Origin of the sequence: Lentzea flaviverrucosa, assembly GCF_003350445.1 — a bacterium.
In the GTDB taxonomy this organism is placed as follows: Bacteria; Actinomycetota; Actinomycetes; order Mycobacteriales; family Pseudonocardiaceae; genus Lentzea; species Lentzea californiensis.
Window position 1 is genome coordinate 538,843 of sequence record NZ_QQAU01000003.1, and the last position, 24,930, is coordinate 563,772.

The 24,930-nt window shown below is 71.6% G+C and carries 30 protein-coding genes; 13 read left to right on the top strand and 17 right to left on the bottom strand.

What is annotated here, in order from left to right; all coding sequences use genetic code 11:
• The first annotated feature begins 34 nt into the window (after positions 1-34).
• From DFR72_RS12505 to DFR72_RS12515, 3 genes are read left to right on the top strand one after another with little or no spacing between them, the layout of a single operon-like run.
• On the top strand, positions 35-898 hold the full coding sequence (locus DFR72_RS12505; protein ID WP_090063544.1) for a ferredoxin family protein: 864 nt from the start codon (positions 35-37) through the stop codon (positions 896-898).
• A gap of 10 nt (positions 899-908) precedes the next feature.
• A complete protein-coding gene (locus DFR72_RS12510) occupies positions 909-1,436 on the top strand; it encodes a P-loop nucleotide/nucleoside kinase family protein (protein ID WP_170176238.1) in 528 nt (175 codons plus the stop codon).
• A gap of 4 nt (positions 1,437-1,440) precedes the next feature.
• Positions 1,441-2,085: a hypothetical protein gene (locus DFR72_RS12515; protein ID WP_090062477.1), complete on the top strand. Its 645-nt coding sequence runs from the start codon at positions 1,441-1,443 to the stop codon at positions 2,083-2,085.
• On the opposite strand, the gene DFR72_RS12520 is transcribed toward DFR72_RS12515, so the two are convergent.
• Both DFR72_RS12520 and DFR72_RS12525 read right to left on the bottom strand, forming a co-directional pair.
• On the bottom strand, positions 2,039-2,653 hold the full coding sequence (locus tag DFR72_RS12520) for a TetR/AcrR family transcriptional regulator (RefSeq protein WP_245982840.1): 615 nt from the start codon (positions 2,651-2,653) through the stop codon (positions 2,039-2,041). The two genes, DFR72_RS12515 and DFR72_RS12520, sit on opposite strands and share 47 nt — an antisense overlap.
• Positions 2,640-2,846: a hypothetical protein gene (locus DFR72_RS12525; RefSeq protein WP_090062475.1), complete on the bottom strand. Its 207-nt coding sequence runs from the start codon at positions 2,844-2,846 to the stop codon at positions 2,640-2,642. The genes DFR72_RS12520 and DFR72_RS12525 overlap by 14 nt, the downstream gene beginning before the upstream one ends.
• Positions 2,847-2,871: 25 nt before the next feature.
• Here DFR72_RS12525 and DFR72_RS12530 point away from each other — a divergent pair, with 25 nt between their 5' ends.
• Positions 2,872-3,375 (top strand): CGNR zinc finger domain-containing protein, encoded by a 504-nt coding sequence (locus DFR72_RS12530; protein WP_090062474.1) that lies wholly within the window; start codon positions 2,872-2,874, stop codon positions 3,373-3,375.
• Between the two features lie 40 nt (positions 3,376-3,415).
• Here the strand turns inward: DFR72_RS12530 and DFR72_RS12535 are convergent, their stop codons facing one another.
• A complete protein-coding gene (locus tag DFR72_RS12535) occupies positions 3,416-3,928 on the bottom strand; it encodes a hypothetical protein (protein WP_211335399.1) in 513 nt (170 codons plus the stop codon).
• Positions 3,929-3,978: 50 nt separating this feature from the next.
• Here DFR72_RS12535 and DFR72_RS12540 point away from each other — a divergent pair, with 50 nt between their 5' ends.
• On the top strand, positions 3,979-5,403 hold the full coding sequence (locus tag DFR72_RS12540; RefSeq protein WP_090062470.1) for an amidase: 1,425 nt from the start codon (positions 3,979-3,981) through the stop codon (positions 5,401-5,403).
• A gap of 36 nt (positions 5,404-5,439) precedes the next feature.
• On the opposite strand, the gene DFR72_RS12545 is transcribed toward DFR72_RS12540, so the two are convergent.
• The 5 genes from DFR72_RS12545 to DFR72_RS12565 all read right to left on the bottom strand — a co-directional run bounded on the left by DFR72_RS12545 (position 5,440) and on the right by DFR72_RS12565 (position 10,184).
• Entirely contained in the window at positions 5,440-6,516 is a 1,077-nt protein-coding gene (locus DFR72_RS12545; RefSeq protein WP_090062469.1) for a hypothetical protein, read from the bottom strand.
• A 63-nt stretch (positions 6,517-6,579) separates the two neighbouring features.
• Entirely contained in the window at positions 6,580-7,875 is a 1,296-nt protein-coding gene (locus tag DFR72_RS12550; protein WP_090062467.1) for an RNA polymerase sigma factor, read from the bottom strand.
• Positions 7,876-7,904: 29 nt separating this feature from the next.
• Complete coding sequence (locus DFR72_RS12555; RefSeq protein ID WP_090062466.1) at positions 7,905-8,327, bottom strand: YciI family protein; 423 nt, start codon at positions 8,325-8,327, stop codon at positions 7,905-7,907.
• A 181-nt stretch (positions 8,328-8,508) separates the two neighbouring features.
• On the bottom strand, positions 8,509-9,723 hold the full coding sequence (locus tag DFR72_RS12560) for an SPFH domain-containing protein (RefSeq protein ID WP_177224495.1): 1,215 nt from the start codon (positions 9,721-9,723) through the stop codon (positions 8,509-8,511).
• Positions 9,724-9,758: 35 nt separating this feature from the next.
• Positions 9,759-10,184 (bottom strand): NfeD family protein, encoded by a 426-nt coding sequence (locus tag DFR72_RS12565; protein WP_090062463.1) that lies wholly within the window; start codon positions 10,182-10,184, stop codon positions 9,759-9,761.
• A gap of 109 nt (positions 10,185-10,293) precedes the next feature.
• Between DFR72_RS12565 and DFR72_RS12570 the strand changes: the two genes are divergently transcribed.
• Positions 10,294-10,734 carry a DUF3592 domain-containing protein gene (locus tag DFR72_RS12570; RefSeq protein WP_090062461.1) on the top strand — a complete coding sequence of 147 codons (441 nt, stop codon included), beginning with the start codon at positions 10,294-10,296 and terminating at the stop codon, positions 10,732-10,734.
• An 8-nt stretch (positions 10,735-10,742) separates the two neighbouring features.
• Entirely contained in the window at positions 10,743-11,147 is a 405-nt protein-coding gene (locus DFR72_RS12575) for a DUF3592 domain-containing protein (RefSeq protein ID WP_143086557.1), read from the top strand.
• Positions 11,148-11,154: 7 nt separating this feature from the next.
• Here DFR72_RS12575 and DFR72_RS12580 read toward each other — a convergent pair whose 3' ends face one another.
• The 5 genes from DFR72_RS12580 to DFR72_RS12605 form a co-directional block, all read right to left on the bottom strand.
• Positions 11,155-11,961, bottom strand: coding sequence for a DUF3097 domain-containing protein (locus DFR72_RS12580; RefSeq protein ID WP_090062458.1), 807 nt, complete (start codon positions 11,959-11,961; stop codon positions 11,155-11,157).
• 11 nt (positions 11,962-11,972) lie between these two features.
• Complete coding sequence (locus DFR72_RS12585; protein WP_090062456.1) at positions 11,973-12,674, bottom strand: fructosamine kinase family protein; 702 nt, start codon at positions 12,672-12,674, stop codon at positions 11,973-11,975.
• 5 nt (positions 12,675-12,679) lie between these two features.
• On the bottom strand, positions 12,680-13,108 hold the full coding sequence (locus DFR72_RS12590) for a hypothetical protein (RefSeq protein ID WP_143086556.1): 429 nt from the start codon (positions 13,106-13,108) through the stop codon (positions 12,680-12,682).
• 642 nt (positions 13,109-13,750) lie between these two features.
• Positions 13,751-14,536, bottom strand: a complete 786-nt coding sequence (locus DFR72_RS12600; RefSeq protein ID WP_090062453.1) for an SCO1664 family protein — start codon at positions 14,534-14,536, stop codon at positions 13,751-13,753.
• Position 14,537: 1 nt separating this feature from the next.
• Positions 14,538-15,104: a DUF3090 domain-containing protein gene (locus DFR72_RS12605; RefSeq protein WP_090062452.1), complete on the bottom strand. Its 567-nt coding sequence runs from the start codon at positions 15,102-15,104 to the stop codon at positions 14,538-14,540.
• A gap of 78 nt (positions 15,105-15,182) precedes the next feature.
• Here DFR72_RS12605 and DFR72_RS12610 point away from each other — a divergent pair, with 78 nt between their 5' ends.
• Complete coding sequence (locus DFR72_RS12610; protein WP_090062450.1) at positions 15,183-17,069, top strand: dipeptidyl-peptidase 5; 1,887 nt, start codon at positions 15,183-15,185, stop codon at positions 17,067-17,069.
• Positions 17,066-17,914, top strand: a complete 849-nt coding sequence (locus DFR72_RS12615) for a S66 peptidase family protein (RefSeq protein ID WP_090062449.1) — start codon at positions 17,066-17,068, stop codon at positions 17,912-17,914. The genes DFR72_RS12610 and DFR72_RS12615 overlap by 4 nt, the downstream gene beginning before the upstream one ends.
• Before the next feature lie 4 nt (positions 17,915-17,918).
• Here the strand turns inward: DFR72_RS12615 and DFR72_RS12620 are convergent, their stop codons facing one another.
• The gene (locus DFR72_RS12620) at positions 17,919-18,470 is read right to left on the bottom strand and encodes an HSP18 transcriptional regulator (RefSeq protein ID WP_114773666.1); all 552 of its coding nucleotides are present in this window, start codon (positions 18,468-18,470) and stop codon (positions 17,919-17,921) included.
• A 104-nt stretch (positions 18,471-18,574) separates the two neighbouring features.
• Here DFR72_RS12620 and DFR72_RS12625 point away from each other — a divergent pair, with 104 nt between their 5' ends.
• From DFR72_RS12625 to DFR72_RS12635, 3 genes are all read left to right on the top strand, one after another.
• Positions 18,575-19,006, top strand: coding sequence for an Hsp20/alpha crystallin family protein (locus DFR72_RS12625; RefSeq protein ID WP_090062448.1), 432 nt, complete (start codon positions 18,575-18,577; stop codon positions 19,004-19,006).
• 54 nt (positions 19,007-19,060) lie between these two features.
• Positions 19,061-19,774 carry a poly-gamma-glutamate hydrolase family protein gene (locus tag DFR72_RS12630; RefSeq protein ID WP_090062446.1) on the top strand — a complete coding sequence of 238 codons (714 nt, stop codon included), beginning with the start codon at positions 19,061-19,063 and terminating at the stop codon, positions 19,772-19,774.
• Positions 19,775-19,979: 205 nt separating this feature from the next.
• The gene (locus DFR72_RS12635; RefSeq protein WP_245982841.1) at positions 19,980-20,342 is read left to right on the top strand and encodes a VOC family protein; all 363 of its coding nucleotides are present in this window, start codon (positions 19,980-19,982) and stop codon (positions 20,340-20,342) included.
• A gap of 71 nt (positions 20,343-20,413) precedes the next feature.
• On the opposite strand, the gene DFR72_RS12640 is transcribed toward DFR72_RS12635, so the two are convergent.
• From DFR72_RS12640 to DFR72_RS12650, 3 genes are read right to left on the bottom strand one after another with little or no spacing between them, the layout of a single operon-like run.
• Complete coding sequence (locus DFR72_RS12640; RefSeq protein WP_090062444.1) at positions 20,414-21,625, bottom strand: acyl-CoA dehydrogenase family protein; 1,212 nt, start codon at positions 21,623-21,625, stop codon at positions 20,414-20,416.
• Positions 21,625-22,629 (bottom strand): phosphotransferase family protein, encoded by a 1,005-nt coding sequence (locus DFR72_RS12645; protein WP_090062442.1) that lies wholly within the window; start codon positions 22,627-22,629, stop codon positions 21,625-21,627. Before DFR72_RS12645 ends, DFR72_RS12640 begins: the two co-directional genes overlap by 1 nt.
• Complete coding sequence (locus DFR72_RS12650; protein WP_245982843.1) at positions 22,626-23,285, bottom strand: HAD family hydrolase; 660 nt, start codon at positions 23,283-23,285, stop codon at positions 22,626-22,628. Before DFR72_RS12650 ends, DFR72_RS12645 begins: the two co-directional genes overlap by 4 nt.
• 142 nt (positions 23,286-23,427) lie before the next feature.
• Between DFR72_RS12650 and DFR72_RS12655 the strand changes: the two genes are divergently transcribed.
• Positions 23,428-24,927, top strand: coding sequence for a carboxylesterase/lipase family protein (locus tag DFR72_RS12655; protein ID WP_245982844.1), 1,500 nt, complete (start codon positions 23,428-23,430; stop codon positions 24,925-24,927).
• Positions 24,928-24,930: the final 3 nt, after the last annotated feature.

Sequence of the window (24,930 nt, forward strand, 5' to 3'; positions counted from 1 at the left end):
AGTCATCACCCGAACGGCCGTATAGAGTGTGCAGATGAGGTGCTCGACACTCTCCGACTTCGCGGGCGAACCGCTGGCCGGCACGGCTGCGACCGCGACGGCGTGGCTGTGCCTGGAACAGCCGGGCCCGTGGGGCCGTGACGCCCTGACCGAGAGCCACCTCGACCCCGAACTGGGCGCCGAACTGCAGCGCCGCGCCGCCGGCACGGGTGTGCGCATCCTGCTGATCCGCCGCCCCGGCAGGCACGCCGACGACCACGTCCCCGCGCGGCGCCGCCTGTACCTGGCCTCGGCGAAGCCCGGCGCCTCGTGGCTGGAGCAGGCCGACCTGGCCTCACCGGAGGAAGCCCTCGAGCTCGACTTCGAGGCCCTGGGCCAGGGCCGCTCCACCGCGTTCGGCACCCCGGTCCGCGACCCGCTGCTGCTGATCTGCACGAACAGCAAACGCGACGTCTGCTGCGCGCTGTACGGCCGCCCGATCGCCACCGCGCTGCACCTGTGGGAGTGCACCCACACCGGCGGTCACCGCTTCGCGCCCACCGGCGTGCTGCTGCCCACCGGTCACCTGTACGGACGACTCGACCACCAGTTGGCGCAGCGCGTCGTCACCGAGGGCATCGTCGCCGACCGCTGCCGGGGCCGTTCCTGCTTCACCCCGCGAGGTCAGGTCGCCGAGGTCGCCGTGCGCGAGAAGATCAGCGAGCACCGCGACGTGCTCACCGTCGTGGCCGAGACCCCGGACTCCGCGACCGTGAGGCACGCCGACGGCCGGGAGTGGCGGGTGGCGCTGACCGAGCAGACCGTGCCGGCGCGGCCCGCGAGCTGCGGCAAGTCGCCGGACATCGCGATCGCGCTGGTGGCGACGGCGATCGACGAGCTGGCGAAGGTCTACCGCTAGCCTGGGGCCGGTGCCTCGGTTGATCCACCTCAACGGCCCCACCGGCGTCGGCAAGTCCACGATCGCCGCCCGCTACGCCGCCGACCACCCCGGAACGCTCGACCTCGACGCCGACGAGGTCGTCCGGCTCGTCGGCGGCTGGCGCGAGGACTTCCACGGCACCGTGGGCCTGGTCCGTCCCCTCGCTCTGGCCATGGCGGCCACCCACCTGGCCTCGGGCCACGACGTCGTGATGCCGCAGCTGATCATGCGTCACAGCGAACGCGACAAGTTCGCCGCGGCGACCCGAGCCGCGGGCGCGGACTACCTCGAGTGCGTGCTGCTCGCCGCACCCGAGACCGCGATCGACCGCTACCGGCGGCGCGAGCACCACATCGACCACGTCGTCGAAGCACTCGGCGGCACGCAAGTGATCCGGCACAGCCATGACCGCATCACCGCCTACCTGACCCCTCACGTCACCGTGATCGAGGCCGGCGGTGACGTCGACCAGACCTACGCCACGCTCACGGCGGCGCTGGCACGCCGACTAGGTTGATCGAATGGGTCCCCTGCTGAGCACGCACTCCGTCGCCGGCGACCGGCGACGCGTCCTGGGCCTCGTCACGGTCATCGTCGCGCTCGTGAGCGCCGCGATGCTGGCCCTGTCGTTCGTGATCGACCTCGGCGGCGCCGAGCGCGGGCTGATCTTGGCCCTCATGCCGCTGCTGTTCTGCACCGGATCCGCAGCCGTCCTGCTGTTCAAGCCGGGCCCGCCCGAGGTGGTCGAGCTCCACGAGGACGGCATCGTCCACGTTCTCGGCGATGTGCGGCGGTCCTGGGCGTGGGACCAGGTGCGGGCAGTCGACATCGCAGAGCACTCCAAGGCCGGCTGCATGATCCGCTTCGCCGACGGGGAGCTCCTGCACATCAGCGGGCTCACCGAGAACAGCCACGCCATCGCCGCGGCTCTGACCACGCGCTGCCTGGACGCCCGGCGGGAGCCGGTGCGCAGGAGGTACAAGAGGCGCGGGGCGGCCGTCCTGGGCGGTGTCGCGCTCGTGTGCGGCGGTGTCGCGACCTGGGCGGTCGTCGCGCAGCTGAGCGGTGATCCCTTCAAGCTGGCCCAGCCCGCGGTGGCGCTCGCGATCCCGGCGGTGATCAGCCTGACCCTGATGATCGCCGTTCTGGTGACGGGCCGGCGCTAGGCGCGGTCGCGGAGAACACGCCGATGCCCAGCGCGTACGGGTCGTCCAGGCCGACGGTGCGCAGCGTCTCCGCCGGCAGGGCGAGCAGCGAGATCGCCACCCCGAGGAAGTAGGCGTCGAGCAGGCCCGTGTCGCGCACCGTCGAGGGCAGTCCGGCGGCCTGCTGCAGCGCGGCGGCGGCCTCGGCGTTGGCGAGGACCATGCCCGAGAGCGCCTCGCGCACACCGGGACGGCGGACCGCCTCCAGGTAGAGCTCGACCATCGCGAGCATCTGCGTCGGGTCGTCGGCGACCGCGCGGCGCAGCAGGGCCGGGTAGAGCTCGGCGACGTCGGTGGCGCTGATGTCGGGCGGGGTCGTCTCGCGCAGGCGTTGCACGGCGGCGCGGTGCAGCGAGGTCATGCGGCCGGCGCAGGCGGTGAGGACGGCCTCGCGGGTCGGGAAGTAGTTCTTGGTGGTGCCGATGGGCACGCCGGCCTCGCGGTCGATCGCGCGGTGGGTCAGGCCACGGCCGCCTTCCACCGCGAGGATCTGGATCGCGGTGTCGCACAGAAGCTCACGACGGCTCACGGTCCGGGACACTAGCAAGATCACCACGGGTGTGGTGGATCGGGGCGAACGTGCTGGTCCCCGCGGTCGCGGTGACGACGCCGCGTTCGAGCACGAGGAACAGGCCGCAGACGCAGCGGACGTAGGCGACGGCGCCGTGGCAGGACACGGCGGAGGTGGCGGACCAGTGACAGGCGGGGCAGGTGGCGATCATGGGCCAAGCCTGATGTCATGGTCTAGTGCATTTCAACCCTTACGGCGGGGCTGCCGCCGAACTGGCCGCGACGCTGGTCAACGCCGACCCGGCCACGCACCTGCTCGACGTGCTGAAAGCGTCGGACTACAAGCCCCTGGGCTCTCTGGACGCACGGCAGGAACGTGACGTACGAGACTGGATCGAACGGCTGCGCATCGCCTTCCGCACGCCCACGGTGGAGCTGCTCAACGAGCTGCTGGCCCAGTCGTCCACGACGCACTACATCTCCACGCACGACGGGCGCGCCCCGCACCTGCACTACGCCCGCGAGGACGCGCCGACCGACGTGCGGCTCAAGGCGTACACGGCGGCGGGCATGGCGGCGTTGTTCTGCGAGGACGCGGGGCGCATCGGCTCGTGCGGCCGCGACGGCTGCGACACGGTGTTCGTGGACACCAGCCGCAACGGCCGGCGGCGGTTCTGCTCGACCAAATGCGCCAACCGCGTCGCCGTCGCGAACCACCGCAGCCGGGCCCAACCGGCGTGAACCGCGTCGGCGTGAACCCAGGCGGCAGGGCCCGGCGGGCTCACTTGTCGATGACGTTGTTCAGGCGCCGCGCCTTGTACTCGGAGTTGGCCTCGAGTCCGTAGGTGCGGCTGCGCCAGTCGGTGCCCCAGTCGCCGCGCTGCTCGTAGGCGAAGTAGCGGGTCCTGGTCGAGTCGGTCCACCGGTCGAAGATGACGACGTGGCGGCTGTTGCCGTCCCCGATCGCGTCGATGACCAGGTCGCCGCGCGTGAGCTGGCTCATCGAGATGGGCGAGGTCCAGGTGGTGGTGATGAGCGCCTGGGTGTTGGGCGCGTCCGGGTCCTTGTCGAGCCGGGCGGCCATCGAGGCGTAGCCGGAGCAGTCCATGCGGTAGCCGTCGGTCCACTTGCGGTTCTGGTCGTAGGGCACCCGGACGCCGTTGTTGGCCGTCAGCCAGCTGTTGGCGCGGTCGATGATCTCGTAGCGGTAGATCGGCGCCCCGGCCGCGTGGGCGGGGGCCACCAGGGTGCTCAGGGCGACGAGTGCGGCGGCCGTGATCGCGAGGACTCTCATGTGCGCTTCTCCCATTCCGTAGATCAGCTGCGGGCGCTTAGGGTCGGTTCATGGAGCTGACGGAGCTGTGTTTCGCCGGGGTGGGCAGGCAGGCCCAGGCCGTGCGGTCCGGTGAGGTGACCGCCCGCGACCTGCTCGCCGAGCACCTGCGCCGCATCGAGCGCGTCGACCCGCGGCTCAACGCGTTCCGGCTGGTCTTCGCCGAGCAGGCACTGGCCGAGGCGGAGCGGGCCGATGAGCGCAGGTCCGCGGGCGAGGACCTGCCGCTGCTGGGGGTGCCGATCGCGGTCAAGGAGGACATCGCGCTGGCGGGCCTGCCCACCACCCAGGGCACGAACGCCGCGCGCACCCCGCAGCCGGCGGACTCCGCGATCGTCACGCGGCTGCGCGCGGCCGGTGCGGTGATCATCGGCCGCACCCGCATGCCGGAGCTGGGCCTGTGGCCGTTCACCGAGAGCTCCTGGGCGGGGCCGACGCGCAACCCGTGGTCGCTCGCGCACTCCCCCGGCGGGTCCAGCGGCGGGTCGGCCGCGGCCGTGGCGGCGGGGCTGGCGGCGGCCGCGATCGGCACGGACGGCGCCGGGTCGATCCGCATCCCCGCCGCCATGACCGGCCTGTTCGGGCTCAAGCCCCAGCGCGGCCGCGTCTCGCTCTCGCCGGAACCGCAGATGCTGGGCGGTCTGGTCGTGGCGGGGCCGATCACCCGCACGGTGGCGGACTGGGCGCTGGTCGCCGACCAGATCCACGGTGCCGTCCCCGGTGACGCGCACGTCGCGCATCCGCCGCGCACGAGTTTCGTCCAGGCCGCGCGCACGGATCCGGGGCGGCTGCGGATCGGGGTGTCGCTGCGGCCGTGGGGGCCGGGCATCCCGATCGCCGACGAGGTCCGCGACGTCGTGCAGGACACCGCCGCGCTGCTCACCGACCTCGGTCATGACGTCGTGCGGCTCGATCCGCCGATGCGCGACGTCACCGCCTCCACCCAGTTCGCCGCCCGCTACGTGCACAACGCCTACCTGGCGCGCATGGGCATGGAGTTCCCGGACCTGGTCGAGCCCCGCACCCGGGCGGTCAGCGAGCTGGGCCGGCGCGTGCCGCGCGGTGTCGCACGGTGGGCGGCCAAGGACGACGCGGCGCTCACCGCGTACGCGAACCGGGTGTTCGCCTCGATCGACGTGCTGCTCACCCCGGCGCTGACCCGCCCGCCGATCCGCGTGGGCGAGTGGGACGGCCGCAACGTCGTCACGGCGCTGCTCGCGGCCGCGCACTACACCACGTTCCTGCCGCTGTGGAACATCGTCGGCAACCCCGCCGCCTCGGTTCCGGCCGGCCGCACGTCGGCGGGCCTGCCCCTGGCGGTGCAGCTCGTGGGCCGCCAGCACGACGAGTGCACGCTGCTGTCGGTGTCCGCCCAGCTGGAGCGCGCCCGGCCGTGGGCGGACCGGATCCCCTCTGGCCTCGGTCATGCGAACTAGGATATTACGAGAACGGACTATCCGAACCGGGAATGGTCAGAATCCGCGCTTGGACAACTCGTCGAGCAGTTCCCGGTCGGCCACGTGCCGCGACTTGATGTGGTCCAGGTAGTCGGCGAACGCGTCGGGCTGCAGGCCGCGTAGTTGTTCGAGCAGGTCCATGACCAGGTCCTGCTCCTCGATGCCGCGCCGGGCGAGCTCGACCTCCACGATGCGCCGGTACACCTCCACCGCGAGGCGGCTGCCGTCCTGCACGAGATGCCGCACCAGCTCCGCGCGCAGCGGCGGCCACTCGTCGGTGTGCACGACCAGCGCCCGGATCTTGAGGTACACCTCGAGGTTGGGCCGCGCGAAGAACGCCTCCCGGCAGATCTCCAGTGCGCGCTGCGGTGCGCCCCGGCGCAGGTGCTCCTCCACCGCGAGGTCGATCAGCCGCAGCGCCGCCCCGCGCCCACCCACGGCGCGCAGCCCGCGTTCCACCCAGTCCAGGGCCTCATCCGAGCGGCCGTTGTCGCGCAGCACGGTCGCGACCTGCAGGTAGTGCCAGCCCGAGGAGAGGTCCTTTCCCAGCACGAGCAGCTGCAGGTCGACGTCCTCGGTGTACTCGGCGAGCTCCTCCATGACGCGCAGCAGCGCCCAGCGGGCGCGGTCGTAGCGGCCGGTCTCACCGAACCCGATCACCGGCAGCGGTTCGAACAACGCCACCGCCCGCTCCCGGTAGCGGGCCAGGCCCTCGTCGTCGAGGGCGCCGGCGTAGGCGGCGAGACTGACGTCGGGCGCGTCGGGGTGCTGCAGCTGCAGGTCGAGCAGCCAGTCGGCCAGCCGCCGCGGGTCGGAGCCGGTCTCGGCGCACGCGCGGGCGTGGATGCCCAGCACGCGGTGGGCCAGCTCGGCCAGCTCGACGCGGTGACGGCGGCTGGTGGCGACCCCGTCGGCGAGCTGGGTGACGATCTGTTCGATCAACGCGACCAGCCGCGGTCCGGGATCGGTGACCAGCAGCGACTGCAGCTCGACCGACACGGCGGTCAGCGCCTGCCAGCGGGCCGGCCAGCCGGTGCTCTCGCTGTCGGCCTCGACCAGCGCGGAGGCCACGGTGTCGGGCAGCGAGTCCATCACAACATCATTCCCGCGTCACCCGGTCGAGTGCTACCGATGTCGCCCTAACGGATTTAAGGTTCACCCTCGGTGGTCAGATGGGGACAGTTCCGCCAGCTTCCGCGTCAGCACGGCCCGTTCGCGTTCATTGCCGCACAGCCGAATCGCCTGCTCGAGCTCGGCGCGGGCCTCGTCGAGACGGCCCAGGCGGCGCAGCAACTCCCCGCGCACGCCCGGTAGCTGGTGCGAGTCCTTGAACGCCTCGGCCGGCGCCAGCGCGTCGACGATCGGCAGGGCCGCGGCGGGCCCCTGGGCCATCGAGACGGCCACCGCCCGGTTGAGGTCCACGACCGGCGACGGGGCCAGGCGGCCCAGCCCGTCGTAGAGGGCGACGATGCGGCCCCAGTTCGTCTCCTCGACCGACGACGCCAGCGCGTGGCACTCGGCGATCGCGGCCTGCAGCCCGTAGTAGCCGTACCCGCGGCCGGCGTCGGCGGCCTTCGCGAGCGCGGCACGGCCGCGGGCGATGGCGGAGCGGTCCCAGCGGCGCCGGTCCTGGTCCTCCAGCAGCACCGTCTCGCCGTCAGGGCCCCGGCGGGCCGGGAAGCGGGCGGCGGTGAGCTCGAGCAGGGCGAGCAGGCTGTGGACCTCGGGTTCCTCCGGCATCAGCCGCGACAGGATCCGCGCGAGCCGCTGCGCCTCCCCGGCCAGGTCGAAGCGGATGACCTCGTCGCCGGAACTGGCCGACGAGCCCTCGGTGAAGATCAGGTAGACGACGCTGAGGACCTGCGCCAGCCGCGCCGGGCGCTGCGCCACCGGCGGCACCTCGAACGGCACACCCGCCGCACCGAGGGTCTTCTTCGCGCGGGTGATGCGGGCCTGCACGGTCGCCGTGGGCACCAGGAACGCCCGCGCGATCTCGTCGCTGGTCAGACCGCCGATCACCCGCAGCGTCAGCGCCACCCCGGCCTCGCGTGAGAGCACCGGGTGGCACGAGGTGAACATCAGCGCGAGGGTGTCGTCGTCGATCTGGTCCGGGTCCCACAGCACGTCGTCCGGTGCGGGCCCGGGGTCGGCGCCGGTCAGCGCACCGCCTTCGGGCAGGTGGTGCGCCATCGCGGCGTACTTCTCGTCGCGGGCGCCGCGGCGGCGGAACGCGTCGATCGCGCGCCGCCGGCCCACGGTGAGCAGCCAGCCCGCCGGGTTGTTGGGCACGCCCTCGCGCGGCCAGGTCACCAGCGCTTCGGCCAGTGCCTCCTGCGCCAGGTCCTCGGCCAGCGCGAAGTCGCCGGTGTAGCGGGTGAGCGCACCGATGATCCTCGCGGAGTCGATGCGCCACACCGCGGCTACGGCCTTGCGTCCCGTGGGGTCGCTCATACCGCCCAAACTAGATCAGAGCGGTGAGCTCAGAGCTGGCCGGTGGACTCGCGCCAGGCCCGTTCCTTCTTGATCCACTCGTTGTCCTGCGGGAACTCGTCGATCGAGGGGACGCGGCGGATCTCGGTCTTGAACCCGGCCGCGGTCATCGGCATGCGCTTGGCCCACTCGACCGCGTCCTGGATGGTCGGGACGTTGATCAGGTAGAAGCCGTTGAACAGCTCCTTGGTCTCGCCGTAGGGGCCGTCGGTGACCACGGGCGGCTCGGAGGAGAAGTCGACGACCACGCCCTCCTCGGCGGGGGCGAGACCTTCGGCGGCGACCAGGACCCCGGCCTCGATCAGCTCCTCGTTGAACTTGCCGACGGTCTCGAGCATCTGGTCGAAGTCGAGCTCACCGAGGTTGCCCCAGGCCTCGTCGGAGGTCACGCGCCAGATCAGCATGAACTTCATTTCGGTGTCTCCCAGTAGGTTCGTGCGGGTCCGTTGTGGACCCTTTCACGCCCAGGTCGAACGGCGGGGTCTTCGATCGACACACGCCCCCGAATTTCCTTGAAGTTTTCTGTTCGCGCTGGTGAGACGACTGAGCGGCCCACCCCGGTGATCGGGATGGGCCGCTCGGTGTGTCGTGCGGTCAGGCGTGCTCGCCCGGCTGGTGCAGCGACCGGGGCTGCTCGCCCTCGAAGTCGGACCGGCCCAGTTCCGGCAGCGGCGCGGCGCCGGCGACCGGGCGCGGCATGCCGCTGAGCGGGCCGGGCACCTCCTGGCGTGCCACGGCCTCCGCGGCGGCGACGGCCTCGGCGACCTTCGGATCGGACTTGAGGTCGAACCAGGCGGCGACCGACTCGTCCTCGTCCTCCGGGCGTGAGGTCTCCCCCTCCTCGGCGGCGGGCGGCTCGTAGCGGAACACGCCGTCGTCGCCGGGCGCGCCCAGCATGCGGGCGAACCCTTCGAGGGCCTTGCCGTAGTCGGACGGGATCATCCAGACCTTGTTCGCGTCGCCCTGGGCCATCTGCGGCAGCGTCTGCAGGTACTGGTAGGCCAGCACCTCCGGCGTGGGCTTGCCCGCCTTGATCGCGGCGAACACCTTCTCGATGGCCTTGGCCTGGCCCTGCGCCTGCAGGTAGCGGGCGGCACGTTCACCCTGCGCCCGCAGGATCTGCGACTGCCGCTCACCCTCCGCGGACAGGATCGCGGCCTGCTTGCCGCCCTCGGCGGCGAGGATCTGCGACTGCTTCTGGCCTTCCGCGGTCTTGATCGACGACTCGCGCTGGCCCTCGGCGGTGAGGATCATGGCGCGCTTCTCGCGGTCGGCGCGCATCTGCTTCTCCATCGAGTCCTGGATGGAGGGCGGCGGGTCGATGGACTTGAGCTCGACGCGGGCCACGCGCAGGCCCCAGCGGCCGGTCGCCTCGTCCAGCACCCCGCGCAGCTGACCGTTGATGTGGTCACGCGAGGTCAGGGTCTCTTCGAGGCTCATGCCACCGACGAGGTTGCGCAGCGTGGTGATGGTGAGCTGCTCGACACCGACGATGTAGTTGGAGATCTCGTACACCGCGGAGCGCGGTTCGGTGACCTGGAAGTACACGACGGTGTCGATGGACACGGTCAGGTTGTCCTGGGTGATCACCGGCTGGGGCGGGAACGACACGACCTGCTCGCGCAGGTCGATGCGGGCCCGCACCTTGTCGATGAAGGGGACCATGATGTTCAGGCCGGGTGCCGCGGTGTTGCGGTAGCGGCCGAGGCGTTCGATGACGGCGGCCTGCGCCTGCGGGATGACCAGCACGGATTTGACGGCGATGGTCAGCACGAAGATCGCGATGACGGCGGCGATCACAGCGGTGATCGGGTCCAACTCGGTTCACACCCTCCTGCGGGCGCTCACACCGCGGCTATCACCACGGCGACGGCGCCCGAGATCTCGACAACGGTGACGGCTTCGCCTTCTTCGACCACGGACCCGTCGAGGGTGCGCGCGCTCCAGGTGTCGCCGCCGATCTTGACCTGCCCGCCGTGCTCGGTCACCTGCGTCACCGCGACGGCCCTGCCGCCCAGCAGTGCCTCGTGGTGCATCCGGATGCCCGACCCGAGCTGCAGCCGCTTCTTGAGCAGCGGCCGGGCCGCGACGATCAGGCCCACCGACGACGCCGCGAAGACGAGCACGCTCACCAGGTCGGCGGCACCCAGTGCGGACACGCCTGCCGCGGCCAGCGCGGCGGCGCCGAGCATGACCAGCACGAAGTCACCGGAGAGAACCTCGGCGACGACGAGCAGTATCCCGACGATCAGCCAGATCAGGGCGGCCATGGCCCATGCATACACCAACGGGGACCGGCCGGGTCCGAGATTCACCGTGCTGAGCCCCGGACCGTAACGAAATCGATCAACGGGAGATGATTCCGGCGAGGGAGGCGTGATGGCGAAGGCGTTGAAGGTGCGCTCGAGGTCGGGACGGCTGGTCTCCGGACTCGTGCTCGCCGTCGCGGTCGTGGGCCTGGTGGTCGTGTTGCAGTCCGCCGCCGAGCAGCAGTCGTGGCCCAGCGCCGAGGGCACGGTCACGGAGCGGTACAAGCGCAAGAGCGCGTCGGTGGAGGTCGAGTACCCGCTGCCCGACGGACGCGTGCAGGTGGCGACGTTGCCGGAGAACGGGCCGATCCGCGAACCCGGCTCGCGGGTGACCGTGCGCTACGAGCTGCGCGACGGCCAGGTCGTCGACGCCGCGCTCGCCGACAACGACGAGGGTTTCTGGGTCATGGGCGTCATGCTGGGCGTGCTGATCGCCGGCTCGATCGGCATGAACCTGATCGCCTGGACTCCCGCGCGGCGGCCCGAGTGGATCAGCCCGGGGGCACGGTGACGAAGCCGATGAAGTCGCGCAGGGGCCGGTTCGTGTCCAGGCTCGTGCTCGCGGGCGCGGTCGTGGGCCTGGTGGTCGTGCTGCAGTCCGCCGCCGAGCAGAGGTCGTGGGCCAGTGCCGAGGCGACGGTGCTGGAGCGGCTGAAGTCCGGCAAGAGCGTGTCGCTCAAGATCGAGTACTCGCTGCCCGACGGCTCCAAGCAGGTCGAGACGCTGTCGGAGAACGGGTCCGCGCACCAGCCCGGCACCCGCGTGGCCGTGCGCTACGACCTGCGTGACGGCCGGGTCGTGGACTCCGCGCTGGCCGACAACGACCAGGCGTTCTGGGTGCTGGGCGTGATGCTGGGCGTCGTGGCGCTGGGCGCGCTCGGCATGAACCTCGTCGCGTGGGCTGCCCAGCGCCGTTCCGGGTGAGACGCGTTCAGTCCTGGGGGACGGTGACGAAGTCGATGAGCCGCTCCACGGCGCCGAGCAGGTCGGACTCGATGTCGCGGTAGCTGGACACCGCGCCGAGGACGCGCTGCCAGCCCTCCCACGTCTCGCCCCAGCCCAGCTGCGCGCACACGCCGGTCTTCCAGTCGACGCCGCGCGGCACGACCGGCCAGGCCTTGATCTTGACGGCCTGGGGTTTCACGGCCTGCCAGATGTCGACGTACGGGTGGCCGGTGACGAGCACGTTGTCGTCGCGGATCTGCTCGACGACGCGCTGTTCCTTCGAGTTCGCGACCAGGTGGTCGACCAGCACGCCCAGGCGGCGGTGCCCGGCGGTGCCGAACTCGGCGATGCGCCGCGGGAGCTCGTCGACGCCGTGCAGGGGTTCCACGACGATGCCTTCGACGCGCAGGTCGTGGCCCCAGACGCGTTCGACGAGTTCGGCGTCGTGCTTGCCCTCGACCCAGATGCGGCTGGCCTTGGCGGTCTGGGCGCGCAGGCCCTCGACCTTGACCGAGCCGGACGCGGTGATCTTCGGTTTGGGCGGCTGCGGTGCGGGCTTGATGAGGGTGACGGGTCGTCCGTCGAGGAGGAACCCCGCGGGGTTGAGCGGGAACAGGCGGTGGCGGCCGTGGCGGTCCTCCAGGACGACGTGGCCGTACTCGAACTTCACGACGGCTCCGCAGAAGCCGCTGGCGGGGTCCTCGACGACGAGGCCGGGTTCGGCCGCGATCTCGGGGACCTTCTTGCGCTTGCGGGTCGAGAGGACGTCGCGGCCGTAGTCGTGGGAACGCACGGCTGGCAACGTTAGCCGTAGAACGGTTTGAAGGCGGTGAGCCACTCGTGGACGCGGTCGAGATCGACGTCGGCGCCGTGCAGGTCGTATCCGCCGTGCACGAAGTCGAGCCAGTCGACGGCCGGGTCGCCGACGCAGGCCCGCGGGTCGATCGCGACCGGTCCGGCCGGGCCCTGCAGGACGTTGCCGGGGTGCATGTCGCCGTGCAGCAGCACCGGTGGGACGTTGTCGGCGGCGAGTTTGCGGGCGCGGTGGTGCTCGGTGGCGTAGTAGGTGCCGGTGCGGCGGGTGAGCACGGTCTCGAACAGGAAGTCGACGCGGGCTTTGAGCGGCGGGAACCCCGCCGGGTTCGCCTCGTGCAGGTGCGGCACGACCGTGGCGGGGTCGGTGGCGGGGGTGCCGGGCCGGATCCGGGCCAGCAGCAGCGCGCCGCGGGTGAGGTCGGCGTCGAGCAGGTCGACCACGGCGGGCGTGTGGGCCCAGGCGCTCAGGGCTCGTGCCTCGTGCACGGCGATGTCGTGCTCGGGGGTGAGTTTGAGGACGGCGTTGGTGCACAGGAACGTGGCGCCGGTGCCGCCGGGCATGTGGTGCAGCAGGGTGAGGCCCCAGCGGGCGGTGAGCGTGGCGACCAGGTCGGGCAGGGCGTCGATCCACCCGGTCACGCCGGTGCCGAAACGCCGGATCAGCCGGGTTCTGTCCTCGTCATCGATCACTCAACTCAGATTAGCGAGTTCGCTCCCGATTGGCGGCGGATCTGGTAGTCCGCGAGCGCTGGGCGCCACAGTCCGTTGGCGTCGAAGCACGTCGAGAGCAGCCGCAGGTCCGCCCCGTCGCCGGCGACGACGACCTTGCCGTCGACGACCCACCGGTTGACCGGCAGCAGCGGCACGGGCCACCCGGCGATGAGCAGCCGGTCGCACACCAGCCGCTGCAGCCGTCCGCCGTCGTTGTCGACGATGACGGCGGGCGTGTCGAGGTCGAGGTCGCGCACGACCGCGTGCGGGTAGCGGCGGACGCCGACGTCGGTCAGCGTCTCGGCGCCGGGTCCGATCAGGTGAACGGGCCCGAACCGGCGCGCCAGGCACGTCGCCGCCCAGGCGCCGAGTTCGGCGGTGCCGACCACGACGATTCGTTCGAAATAGGTCATGTCACCCGTGTCCCGCATTCATATTTGAATGTTTGCGCAGGTCAGAACGCCTCCCAGAACATAGGGGCACGATGATGTCCCGTCAAACCCCAGCACTGTCTCAATTGGAGGGAATGTCAATGGGCAACGAATAGTTCGCCGATGACCGCGACGGTCAGCAGGTGACGGTGATCGTGCGGGCCGGGCCGTGCTGGTCTCGAAGAACAGCACCGTGCCGTCGTAGTGCTCGGGGGCGTTGATCTCCCGGCCGGCCATCATCAGCCACGACAGGATCTCCAGGTTGCCGCCCCACGACCGGCCTTGATGGCGGGGTCGGCGAACGCGGCGTGCAGGTCGTCCGCCCGTTCCCGCGGGGGCGAGCCCATCTTGCGGGTGGCCGGGTATTCGACCGGGATGAGGCCGAAGTCCTGTTCCAGGCGCCGCAGGCCCAGTTCGTGGGGCTGGGGGAACAGGCCCGCGAGGCCGGGGAGACGATCGCGACACGGTCGCCGGGGCGGGGTTTGGGCGGGTTGATCAACTGCATGGACGCCGAGCGTAGCGACGCCGCGACGCCCTCATACCGGGCGTATTCGGGTGTTGCGGCGGTGCCGCCTCCGGGTCCCTCGGCCGCGACTGTCGCGGACGAGACTTACGGGACACGCCCTAGAACGCGGGCCAGGGGATGGCGGGCCAGTCGCCGGACGGCTCGGGGTACACCCCGGCGGCCAGCAGCTTGTCGACGCGTTCGCCCACGGCGCGGACCTCGGCGCGCGTGAGGTGCTCGTGCAGCGACTCCCCCAGGGTGCCGTCGAGCTCGGAGCGCAGGCGGCGCAGCGACTCGACGACGTGGTCGGGCAGGGGTTCGCGGGCCCAGCCCCACAGCACGGTGCGGAGTTTGGGTTCGGTGTGCAGGCAGATGCCGTGGTCGACGCCGTACACGGCGCCGTCCAGCGCGTGCAGGACGTGGCCGCCCTTGCGGTCGGCGTTGTTGACGACGACGTCGAAGGCGGACATCTCGGCGATGCGCGGGTGGTCGGCGTGCACGAGCACGGCCGGGTCGCCGAAGCGGTCGTGGGCGTGGAAGACGGGGATCCAGCCGGGTTTGACGTCGTCCACGCCGATGATGTCGACGAGCTCGTCCTCTTCGCGGGTCTCGATCCACAGCTGGACCATGCCGCTGCCGAACGGGCCGGGGCGCAGGACGGTGGGCGGCACGACGCCGAAGGACGCGGCGGAGATCAGGTAGGTGGCCACCTCGCGGCCGGCGAGCGTGCCGTCGGGGAAGTCCCACAGCGGCCGTTCGCCCCGCACGGGTTTGTAGACGCACTGGGCGTCGACGCCGTCCAGCGAGATCTTGCAGAACAAGGTCGCGTTGGAGGCGTCGACGAGGCGGCCTTCCACCTCGATGCGACCGTGTTCGAGCAACCGCAGGGCCGCGGAGGTGTCCACGTCAGTCTTCTTCGGTGCGGCGGTAGCCGTTCTGCCGGGGGCAGATGTGGCCGTCCGCGTCGAGCGGTTCGTTGCACAGCGGGCAGGGTTTGCGGCCGGCGTTGACGACGCGGTCGGCGCGGTCGGCGAAGGCACGGGCGGCGGAGGGGGACAGGAAGACCCGCACGGCGTCGGGGCCTTCCTCGGTGTCGTCGAGCACGACGGCCTCGTCGACCTCCTCCTCGGAGACCGCGAGGAGTTCGATGACGACCGCCTTGGACTCGGCGTCCCAGCCCAGTCCCATGGTGCCGACGCGGAACTCCTCCTCGACGGGCACGTCGAGGGGCTGGGTGTCGAGGTCGTCGGGCGGGGCGTCCTCGGGCACGTCGGTGCCGAAGCGGCGATGCACCTCCTCGAGCAACGAGCCGATGCGCTCGGCGAGGACCTGGACCTGCTGCTTTTCCAGGGCGACGCTGATCAACCTGCTCTGCTCGGAGGCCTGCAGGTAGAAGGTGCGGTCGCCGGGCTGCCCGACGGTTCCTGCGATGAACCGGTCGGGTGCGCGGAATACGTGAATGACACGAGCCATGGCAGATACGACCCTAGGCCACGCGGAGATCGTCGGCAGGTCCTCCCCCACCAAACACTCCGCGTATAGGGTCGGGCTGTGGTGAAGATCGCTTCGTACGGGACCTGGACCTCGCCGATCAGCGCCGGCGACACCTCGAAACCGGGGGGTGGGTTCCAGTGGGCCGACCTGCACGGCGAGCAGGTGTGGTGGGCGGAGAGCCGCCCTGCCCAGGGCGGCAGGGTGGCGTTGGTGCGTGACGGTGTGGAGGTGCTGCCCGCGCCGTGGAACGCCCGCAACCGGGTGCACGAGTACGGCGGCCGGCCGTTCGTGGTGCTGGCGCCGGACCGGGTGGCGTTCACGCATTGGGACGACCAGCGCGTGTACGTGTTCGACCCGGACTCCCCCGAGCCCAAGCCGCTGACCGAGGAACCCGGGCGCCATCACGGGGTGCGGTACTCCGACCTGTCGGCGGGCCCGGACGGCGAGGTGTGGTGCGTGCGGGAGAGCGTCACGGGTGACGCGCGCACCGACGTGCGCCGCGACCTGGTGGCGATCACCCGGTCGGGTGAGGTCCGGGTGCTGGGTGCCTCGCACCACTTCATGACCGGCCCGAAGATCAGCCCGGACGGCACCCGGTTCGCCTGGATCGGCTGGAACCACCCGCAGATGCCATGGGACGGCACCGAGCTGTGCGTCGCCGAGGTCGGTTCGGACACCCACGAGGTCGTCTCGGGCTCGGCGACGGAGGCGGTGTGCCAGTTCGAGTGGGAGGGCGACTCGCTGCTGGCGCTGACCGACCCGGACGGCTGGTGGAACCTGTTCCGCGTCTCCCCCGACGGCACGCGCACGAACCTGGCGCCGTGCGAGGAGGAGCTGGGCGGGCCGATGTGGCGGCTGGGCAACCGGTGGTTCGCGACGCTGTCGCCGGGCCGGTACCTGGTGGTGCGCTCGGGGCAGCTGGCGGTGCTCGACGAGCGGTCCGCGACGGTGACCGACGTGCAGACCGACCTGCCGACGTGGGTGCCGGACCTGTCGGTGCGCGACGGTGTGGTGGTGTGTGCGGCGGCGGGGCCGACGTCGGACTTCGCCGTGGTGCGCCTGGACCTGTCCAACGGTGAGCTGACCTACCTGACCGGCGGCGAGGAGTCGCCTGAGGCCGCGTACCTGCCGGTGCCGGTGGAGCGGATGTTCGGGGAGATCCCGGCGTACGTGTACGCGCCGTCGAACCCGGACTTCGCGGGACCCGAGGGCGAGTTGCCGCCGTACGTGGTGCACGTGCACGGCGGGCCGACGGGGCGTGCGCTGCCCAAGCTCGACAGCGACATCGCCTACCTGACCAGCCGCGGCATCGGTGTGGTGGCGGTGAACTACGGCGGCTCGACCGGGTACGGGCGGGCGTTTCGCGAGCGACTGCGCGAGCAGTGGGGTGTGGTGGACGTGCAGGACTGCGCGTTCGTCGCCCAGCAGCTGGCGGCGGAGGGCACGGCGGACCCGAAGCGGCTGGGGATCCGGGGTGGTTCGGCGGGCGGCTGGACGTCGGCGGCGTCGCTGACGTCCACGGACGTCTACCGGTGCGGCATGGTCGCGTTCCCGATCCTGGACCTGGCGGGGTGGACGTCGCAGGGCGGCGAGACGCACGACTTCGAGTCGCGCTACGTCGAGGGCCTGGTCGGGACGCTGCCGGAGGCCGCGGACCGCTACCGCGACCGGTCGCCGTCGACGAAGGCGCGTCAGGTGTCGGGGCCGGTGCTGCTGTTGCAGGGCCTGGAGGACGAGATCTGCCCGCCGGAGCAGGCGGACCGCTTCGCCGCGGACCTGGCCGGGTCCGGCATTCCGCACGCGTACCTGCGGTTCGCGGGTGAGCAGCACGGGTTCCGCATGGCCGAGAACATCAAGGCGGCGCTGGAGGCGGAGCTGTCGTTCTACGGGCAGGCGTTCGGGTTCGTGCCCGCGGGTGTGCCGGTGCTGGACCTGTCGGAGTGAGTTCGCTGTGCGCCGGGGACCGGGTCGCGCTGGTGTCACCGGCCGGCCCGGCCCTGGCTTCGAGGATCGCCGCGGGCGCGGGGGTGCTGCGGTCGTGGGGCCTTCGGGTGGTCACACCGGAGGTGGGCCCGTGGTCGTTGCCGTACCTGGCCGGGTCGGACAAGGCGCGGGCGGCGGAGTTCGTGTCGGCGTGGTGCTCGGACGTGGCGGCGGTGTTCTGCGTGCGCGGCGGCTACGGGTGCCTGCGGATGACGGACCTGGTGCCGTGGAAGGACCTGCCGCCGCGGGTGTTCGTGGGGTCCTCGGACGTGACGGTGCTGCACGCCGAGCTCAACGCGGTGGGTCAGGCCACGGTGTTCGGGCCGATGCCGGGCACCTCGGACTTCGTCGACGACCCGCTGGCCCAGGCACGGCTGCGCGAGGTGCTGTTCACCGGCACGCGGTCGTGGACGGCGGGAACGCCGGTGGTGGCGGGCACGGCGCGCGGGGTGCTCACGGGCGGCAACGCGGCGTTGCTGGCGGCGTCGGTGGGCGGGCCGCGGTGGGCGCCGCCGGTGCCGGGGGCGATCGCGTTGCTGGAGGACATCGGTGAGGAGCCCTACCGGCTGGACCGGATCCTGACGCAGTTGCTGCGGGCGGGCTGGTTCGAGCCGGTGTCGGGCATCGTGCTGGGGTCGTGGACGGACTGCGGTGACGTGTCGGCGGTGCTGGCGGACCGCCTGTCGGGGCTGGGGGTGCCGGTCCTGGGTGATTTCGGGTTCGGGCACTGCGCGGGCTCGTGGTCGTTGCCGCTGGGGGTGCCGGCGGTGCTCGACGCCGGCGCGCGGTCGCTGACGCTGGTGTGAGGCGTCAGTCGCGGGGCTGACGCTGCTGCAGGCGTGCGCCGGCGCGCAGCTGTTCGGTGTGCTGGCCGATGTCGGCGATGCGGTCGGCGAGGCCGGGCTGCCCGTCGCGCAGGCCGGGCCCGGCCTGCGCCAGCGGCGCGAGCAGGTCGGTGACGTCCTGCCCGCCCAGCGCGTGCTGCACCGCGGCGTCGTGCGGCCCGACCTGGGCGGCCAGGCTGCGCAGCACGCCGGCGTTCTTCTGCGCCCACGCGGCGACGGCCTTGTCGCCGGCGCGCCGGTCGCGTTCGGCCTGCACGCGTTCGTCGCCGGTGCCGGTCTCGCCGGTGCGGCGCACGCGCAGGTAGCGCTTCTCGGCGGCCTGGCGGCTGGCGACGCCGAGGGCCGGGGCGAGGTCGGCCCAGCTCGTGCCCAGGGCCCTGGCGGCCTCGATGAGCTGGGGCTCCCACCCGGACAGTTCGTCGCGCAGCTGCCTGAGCAGCATCAATGCCGCGAGGACCTCGGTGGCGTCGCTGGGTGAGGCGGCCGCGGACCGGACCGCGTCGTAGTCGCTCGTCATGTCATCCTCTCGACGACGCTCGTCGCTTGTCATCGTTTCGACGACATGCTACAACGGCAGGGCAGCGCATTGACAGTCCTACGAGTGATGACTGGAGGTGTCAGATGTTGATGCGCACTGACCCGTTCCGCGTGCTGGACCGGCTGACGCAGCAGGTGGCAGGGACCGCGGGCACGTGGTCGAAGCCGTCGGCGATGCCGATGGACGCCTGCCGCGACGGTGACGAGTTCGTGGTGTCCTTCGACCTGCCCGGTGTGGCGGCGGACGCGATCGAGCTCAGCGTCGAGCGCAACGTGCTGACGGTGAGGGCGGAACGGCGGCCGGTGGGCGGAGACGTCGAGATGCAGGTGTCGGAACGGCCGCAGGGCGTGTTCTCGCGGCAGCTGTTCCTGGGCGACACGCTCGACACCGACCGGATCGGCGCCCAGTACGACGCGGGCGTGCTGACGCTGCGGATCCCGATCGCGGAACGCGCGAAGCCCCGCAGGATCACGGTCTCCGCCGGCGAGGACTCGCCGAGGCAGATCGACGCGTGACTCACCCGGCGGGCGGCGGCCGTCCGGGTGACGCCCGGTAGGCTTCCGCCCGCCATGAGACCGCAGCCCCAGTGGACGGCGCTGGACGTCTACGCGTCCAACTCCGACCTGTACGCAGATCCCCGGCTGGTGCACCGGGTGGATTACCGGCGTCGCTTCAAGCGCCACCGGCCCCGGACCCCGTCGGTCGTGCTCGCCCCGCACGGCGGTGGCATCGAGGTCGGCACCTCGGAGCTGTGCCTGGCCATCGCGGGCTACCACCCCTCCACGCGGGTGCCGATCGGGCAGACCCACGACTACTGGATGTTCGAGGGCCTGCGCACCAACTCCAACGACGAGCTGCACGTCACGTCGTCGAACTGCGACGACCGGATGGCACGGCAGCTGGTGTCGGGTGCCTCGCACGCGCTGGGCCTGCACGGCTGCACGGCGGCCGCGGCGGGCCTGGAGGACCACGACCGGGCGGTGCTCGTCGGCGGCCGCGACGCGTTGCTGCGCCTGGAGCTGCTGACGCGGCTGCGGCGGGCGGGCTTCCACACGATCGACGCGGTGGACCACCCGGTGCTGGGCGGCTACGACCGGGCGAACATCGCGAACCGCACCCGCGGGCGGCAGGGCGGGCAGCTGGAGCTGACGACTCCCCTGCGTTCGGCGATGTTCGAGGAGAACACGCGGCCGGCGCGGCGGCACACGACGACCGAGGTGTTCTGGGACTTCGTGCACGCCTGCCGGGCGGCCGTGGCCGCGCGTGAGGCGCTGAACAACTGAACGCTCGACAACTGACGGCCACGCTGCTCTAGTGGTGTGGCTCGGAAGGTCGCCGGGGGAATTCGCGGTCAGACGGGTGCGTCGTGGTGTCGCCCCCACGTCGTCGTACTGGTTGCACGGGGGCATGGGGGCGGCACCACGAGGTGCCCTGCTGAGCGTGGATCACCTCGCCAACGTTGCGAGCCACACCACTAGCGTGAGCGGGGTGCGCCTCTCCCTCACCTCGGTCACGGTCGGCACGTCGCAGCCCCGGGAGCTCGCCGCGTTCTACGCGCGGCTGCTCGGCGCCACGGTCGAGACGGCGGACGACGGCTGGGCGCTGGTGCGCGTCGAGGGCGGGCTTTCGCTCGGTTTCGAGCGCGAGCGGCACTTCCGCCGGCCGGTGTGGCCGAGTGCCGCTGGTGAGCAGACGGCGTCGCAGCACCTCGACGTGCAGGTCGACGACCTCGACGCCGCTGTGCGGCACGCGGTGGCGTGCGGGGCGGTACTCGCCCAGGCCCAGCCGCAGGACACCGTGCGGGTGCTCATCGATCCCGACGGGCACCCGTTCTGCCTGTTCGTGGACTAGAGGTACCGGGCGAGCACCTCTGACGTGGGTGCCACCTCGGCCACAGGTGTCGAGGTGGCACCGCCATGTCCCTACAGGTACTTCTTGAGTTCCCTCTTGGCCAGCGACATGCGGTGGACCTCGTCGGGTCCGTCGGCCAGGCGCAGGGTGCGGGTGGCGGCCCACAGCTCGGCGAGCGGGAAGTCCTGGCTGACGCCGGCGCCGCCGTGGGCCTGGATGGCCTTGTCGAGGACCCATTCGGTCATCGACGGGGTGCCGATCTTGATGGCCTGGATCTCGGTGTGGGCGCCCTTGTTGCCGACGGTGTCCATCAGCCACGCGGTCTTGAGCACGAGCAGCCGGGCCTGTTCGATGCGGACGCGGGACTCGGCGATCCACTCGTGCACGACGCCCTGCGCGGCGATGGGCTTGCCGAACGCGACACGCGACGAGGCGCGGCGGCACATCAGCTCGAGGGCGCGTTCGGCCATGCCGATCAGGCGCATGCAGTGGTGGATGCGGCCGGGGCCCAGGCGTGCCTGGGCGATGGCGAAGCCCTCGCCTTCACCGGCGATGAGGTTGGAGGCGGGGACGCGGACGTCGGTGAACTCGATCTCGGCGTGGCCGCCGTGGGCGTGGTCGCCGTAGCCGAAGACGTGCATGGCGCGCTTGACGGTGACGCCGGGGGTGTCGCGCGGGACGAGGATCATGGCCTGCTGGCGGTGGCGTTCGGCGTCGGGGTCGGTCTTGCCCATGACGATGAAGATGGCGCAGTTGGGGTTCATCGCGCCGGAGGACCACCACTTGCGGCCGTTGATGACGTAGTCGTCGCCGTCGCGTTCGATGCGGGTGGCGATGTTGGTGGCGTCGGAGGAGGCGACCTCGGGTTCGGTCATGCAGAACGCGGAGCGGATCTCGCCGTCGAGCAGGGGCTGCAGCCACTGCTTTTTCTGCTCGTCGGTGCCGAACATGGTGAGCACTTCCATGTTCCCGGTGTCGGGGGCGGCGCAGTTCAACGCCTCCGGCGCGAGGTGCGGGCTGCGGCCGGTGATCTCGGCCAGCGGCGCGTACTGCAGGTTCGTCAGGCCCGCGCCGTGCTCGGGGTCCGGGAGGAAGAGGTTCCACAGGCCCTGGCGGCGGGCCTCGGCCTTGAGCTCTTCGAGGATCGGCTGGCGTTCCCACGGGTCGGCGGCGGCGTGCAGCTGCTGTTCGAGGACCGCTTCGGCCGGGTAGACGTGGGAGTCCATGAACGCGAGGAGCTTGGTGCGCAGTTCCTCGGTCTTGGCGTCGTAGGCGAAGTCCATTAGAGCTCCTTGTGGGCGGCGGCGAGTCCCTGCCGCACGAGGGGAACGGTGAACGCGCCGAGCTTTTCGAAGCCGGCGCCGACGGTCTTGCCACTGGCGAAGCGGAAGTGGATGCCTTCGACGATGACGGCGAGCTTGAAGTAGCCGAAGGCGATGTACCAGCCCAGGCCGGAGGTGTCGGTGCCGGTGCGGGCGGTGTAGCGGGCGACGAGCTCGTCGGCGCTGAGGAACCCGGGCAGGGAGGTGACACCTCCTGTGATGGGGTCGTTGTCGGAGCCGAGGCCCGCCCAGTAGACGTAGAGCAGGCCGAGGTCTGCGAGTGGGTCGCCCAGGGTGGCCATCTCCCAGTCCAGGACGGCGCTGATGGCGAGCGGGTCCTGGGTGACCAGGGCGTTGTCGAGGCGGTAGTCGCCGTGGATGATCGCGGCGCGCGGGGAGTCCGGGACGGTGGCGGCGAGCTTGTCGCGCAGTTCGTCGATGCCGGGCAGCTCGCGGCTGCGGGAGGCGTCGAGCTGTTTGCCCCACCGCTTGACCTGCCGTGCCATGAACCCCTCCGGGCGGCCGAAGTCCTGCAGGCCGACGGAGGCGGGGTCGACGGAGTGCAGGTCGGCGAGCACGTCGACGAGGCGTTCGGACAGGGCGCGGGCGTCGTCGGGGGTGAGCCACGGGCACTGGCCGCGTTCGCGCAGGGCGGCGCCGGGCATCTCCTGCATGAGGTAGAAGGGCGCGCCGATGACGGAGGTGTCCTCGACGAGCTGGTGGGCGGCGGGCACGGGCACCGTGGTGTCGGCGAGGGCGGAGATGACGCGGAACTCGCGGGCCATGTCGTGGGCGGTGGCCAGGACGTGGCCCAGGGGCGGGCGGCGCAGCACCCAGGTGCGGGTGCCGTCGCTGACGCGGTAGGTGAGGTTGGAGCGGCCGCCGCGGAACAGCTCGCCGGTGAGCGGGCCCGTGCCCAGGTGTGCGGCCAGTGCCTGCAGGTCGAGGCCGGGAAGGTCGGTCACAGGTTCACTCCGAGGGTGGCAAGGTGGGCGCGGGTGCTCTCCGCACTGGTGTGGCGGAAGGCGTGCATGCCGGCGGACTGGGCGGCTTCGACGTTGACGGGCGCGTCGTCGAAGAACACCGAGCGCGCGGCGGGGACGCCGACCTGCTCGAGGGTGTGCAGGTAGATGCGCTCGTCGGGTTTGCGCAGGCCGACGCGGCCGCTGATCACGACGGTGTCGAACAGCTCGAGCAGCAGGTCCTTCGGGTAACCCTCGCCCCAGCTGTTGGACAGCAGCGCGGTGTGCAGCCCGGCGGCGCGGGCCTTGCGGACGAGCTCGACCATCGCCGGGTCCGGGGTGGCGCCGCCGAACATGCGCCTCAGCAGCCCGTTCTCGTCGATGCCCGCGCCGCTGGTGGTGATCAGCTCGGCGGCGAGCAGCCGTTCGAACTCCGGCACGGTGAGCTCGCCGGTCTCCAGGCGGAACACGGGGTTGTCCGGGAGCGCGTCGCGGCCCAGCCAGTCGCGCATGATGCGGCCGTAGACCTCGCGGTCGATGGCCTCGGCGTGCAGCCAGGCGCCGACGAACTCGGGTACGGAGACGGTCAGGACGCCGCCCCAGTCGAAGATCAGCGCGTCGACGAGGGGCTGCGGCTCGGGAAGCGTTGTGTCACCCACGACCCGGAGGGTACCGACCGGTCGGTATGTCGGCAACCGGTGACGCCCGTGTCCCTCCTGCAACGTATCCGGCAACTGGTATTCGCGGGGGTGTCCGGGCACCACGGACCTCGATACGTTCGAGTCCGAAAGGGGGAAACTCATGGCAAAGATCGCAACGGCGGCACTGGCCGCCGCGATGACACTCGCCGTCATCACCACGCCCTCGGCCGCGGCCGAGGGCGACGCCCAGGTGGTGCGCACGGACAAAGGCGCCGTGCGCGGAACGGTGACCGAGCAGGTGCGGACGTTCGGGAACATCCCGTTCGCCGCGGCCCCGGTGGGTGAGAACCGGTGGCGCGACCCGCAGCCGGCGACGCCGTGGCAGGGCGTGCGGGACGCCACGACACCCGCGCCGATGTGCGCGCAGGCAGCGGGACTGGGCGCCCCGCCGTCCCTCACCGAGGACTGCCTCTACCTCAACGTCACCACCCCGGCCGGCCGCGCGCACCGGCCGCGGCCGGTGATGGTGTGGATCCACGGCGGGTCGTTCACCAGCGGCGGCGCGTCCATGTACGACGCGCGGTGGCTGGCCTCGCGCAACGACGCCGTGGTCGTCACCGTGAACTACCGGCTCGGCGTGTTCGGGTTCTTCGGCCACCCCGGCCTGCCCGGTTCGGGCACGTTCGGGCTCGCCGACCAGCAGGCGGCCCTGAAGTGGGTGCGGAACAACGCGCGGGCGTTCGGCGGCGACGCCCGCAACGTCACCGTGTTCGGCGAGTCGGCGGGCGGGTTGAGCATCTGCGCCCAGCTCGCCTCACCGCGGGCGGCAGGACTGTTCGCCAAGGCGATCATCCAGTCCGGGCCGTGCGGGATCGACTCGCCCTCCTCCACCCGGCCGGGCACGTTCGAGCACCTGTGGAAGCCTCGTGCCGAGGTGGAACGGCTCGGAGTGGGCACCGCCGGCTGCGCCGACCTCGCCTGCCTGCGGGCACAGCCGGTCGAGAAGCTGCTGCCGGTGCACGACACGTTCTCCTCCCCCGCCTACGACACGGCACTGCTGCCCGTGGACCCGGTCGTGGCACAACGCACCGGCCGCATGCACCGGGTACCGGCCATGGTGGGCACCACGCACGACGAGATGACGCTGTTCGCACCACTGGCCTTCCCCCAGCCCATCCCCGAACAGGCCTACGCCACGACACTGACCTCCCTGTTCGCCGCGAACGCGGACAAGGTCGCGGCGAGGTACCCGGTCAACGGCAACGGCGACGCCCGCGACGAGATCGCCCGGCTGCTCACCGACAAGTCGTGGTCGTGCACCGCCCAGGTCACCCGCAGGGAACTGGACAGGCACGCACGCGTGTCCGGCTACGAGTTCGCCGACCGCGACGTACCGATGTTCCTGCCCGGCATGCCACCGTTCCCCGGCGGCTACGGCGCGTTCCACGCCTCGGAGCTGCCACTGCTGTTCGACTTCGGGGTACCGCTGACACCCGCCCAGCAGCAGCTGTCGGACTACATGGTCACGGCGTGGGGGCGTTTCGCCCGCACCGGTGACCCGGGATGGCGGGCACAGGTGCAATCGCTGGCGGCCAGGAAGATCGGCCCCGCCGATTTCGCCCGCGACCACCAGTGCCGGTTCTGGTCGTCCATCCTGTAGCGC

Excerpts from the sequence above, each read along its gene's own strand:
- DFR72_RS12625 (WP_090062448.1), top strand. The coding sequence starts at position 18,575 with ATGTTGATGCGCACTGACCCGTTCCGCGTGCTGGACCGGCTGACGCAG.
- DFR72_RS12515 (WP_090062477.1), top strand. The coding sequence starts at position 1,441 with ATGGGTCCCCTGCTGAGCACGCACTCCGTCGCCGGCGACCGGCGACGC.
- DFR72_RS12565 (WP_090062463.1), bottom strand. The coding sequence starts at position 10,184 with ATGGCCGCCCTGATCTGGCTGATCGTCGGGATACTGCTCGTCGTCGCC.
- DFR72_RS12540 (WP_090062470.1), top strand. The coding sequence starts at position 3,979 with ATGGAGCTGACGGAGCTGTGTTTCGCCGGGGTGGGCAGGCAGGCCCAG.
- DFR72_RS12575 (WP_143086557.1), top strand. The coding sequence starts at position 10,743 with ATGAAGTCGCGCAGGGGCCGGTTCGTGTCCAGGCTCGTGCTCGCGGGC.
- DFR72_RS12655 (WP_245982844.1), top strand. The coding sequence starts at position 23,428 with ATGGCAAAGATCGCAACGGCGGCACTGGCCGCCGCGATGACACTCGCC.
- DFR72_RS12525 (WP_090062475.1), bottom strand. The coding sequence starts at position 2,846 with ATGATCGCCACCTGCCCCGCCTGTCACTGGTCCGCCACCTCCGCCGTG.
- DFR72_RS12570 (WP_090062461.1), top strand. The coding sequence starts at position 10,294 with ATGGCGAAGGCGTTGAAGGTGCGCTCGAGGTCGGGACGGCTGGTCTCC.
- DFR72_RS12630 (WP_090062446.1), top strand. The coding sequence starts at position 19,061 with ATGAGACCGCAGCCCCAGTGGACGGCGCTGGACGTCTACGCGTCCAAC.
- DFR72_RS12620 (WP_114773666.1), bottom strand. The coding sequence starts at position 18,470 with ATGACGAGCGACTACGACGCGGTCCGGTCCGCGGCCGCCTCACCCAGC.
- DFR72_RS12545 (WP_090062469.1), bottom strand. The coding sequence starts at position 6,516 with ATGGACTCGCTGCCCGACACCGTGGCCTCCGCGCTGGTCGAGGCCGAC.
- DFR72_RS12550 (WP_090062467.1), bottom strand. The coding sequence starts at position 7,875 with ATGAGCGACCCCACGGGACGCAAGGCCGTAGCCGCGGTGTGGCGCATC.
- DFR72_RS12505 (WP_090063544.1), top strand. The coding sequence starts at position 35 with ATGAGGTGCTCGACACTCTCCGACTTCGCGGGCGAACCGCTGGCCGGC.
- DFR72_RS12590 (WP_143086556.1), bottom strand. The coding sequence starts at position 13,108 with ATGACCTATTTCGAACGAATCGTCGTGGTCGGCACCGCCGAACTCGGC.
- DFR72_RS12535 (WP_211335399.1), bottom strand. The coding sequence starts at position 3,928 with ATGAGAGTCCTCGCGATCACGGCCGCCGCACTCGTCGCCCTGAGCACC.
- DFR72_RS12555 (WP_090062466.1), bottom strand. The coding sequence starts at position 8,327 with ATGAAGTTCATGCTGATCTGGCGCGTGACCTCCGACGAGGCCTGGGGC.
- DFR72_RS12640 (WP_090062444.1), bottom strand. The coding sequence starts at position 21,625 with ATGGACTTCGCCTACGACGCCAAGACCGAGGAACTGCGCACCAAGCTC.
- DFR72_RS12605 (WP_090062452.1), bottom strand. The coding sequence starts at position 15,104 with ATGGCTCGTGTCATTCACGTATTCCGCGCACCCGACCGGTTCATCGCA.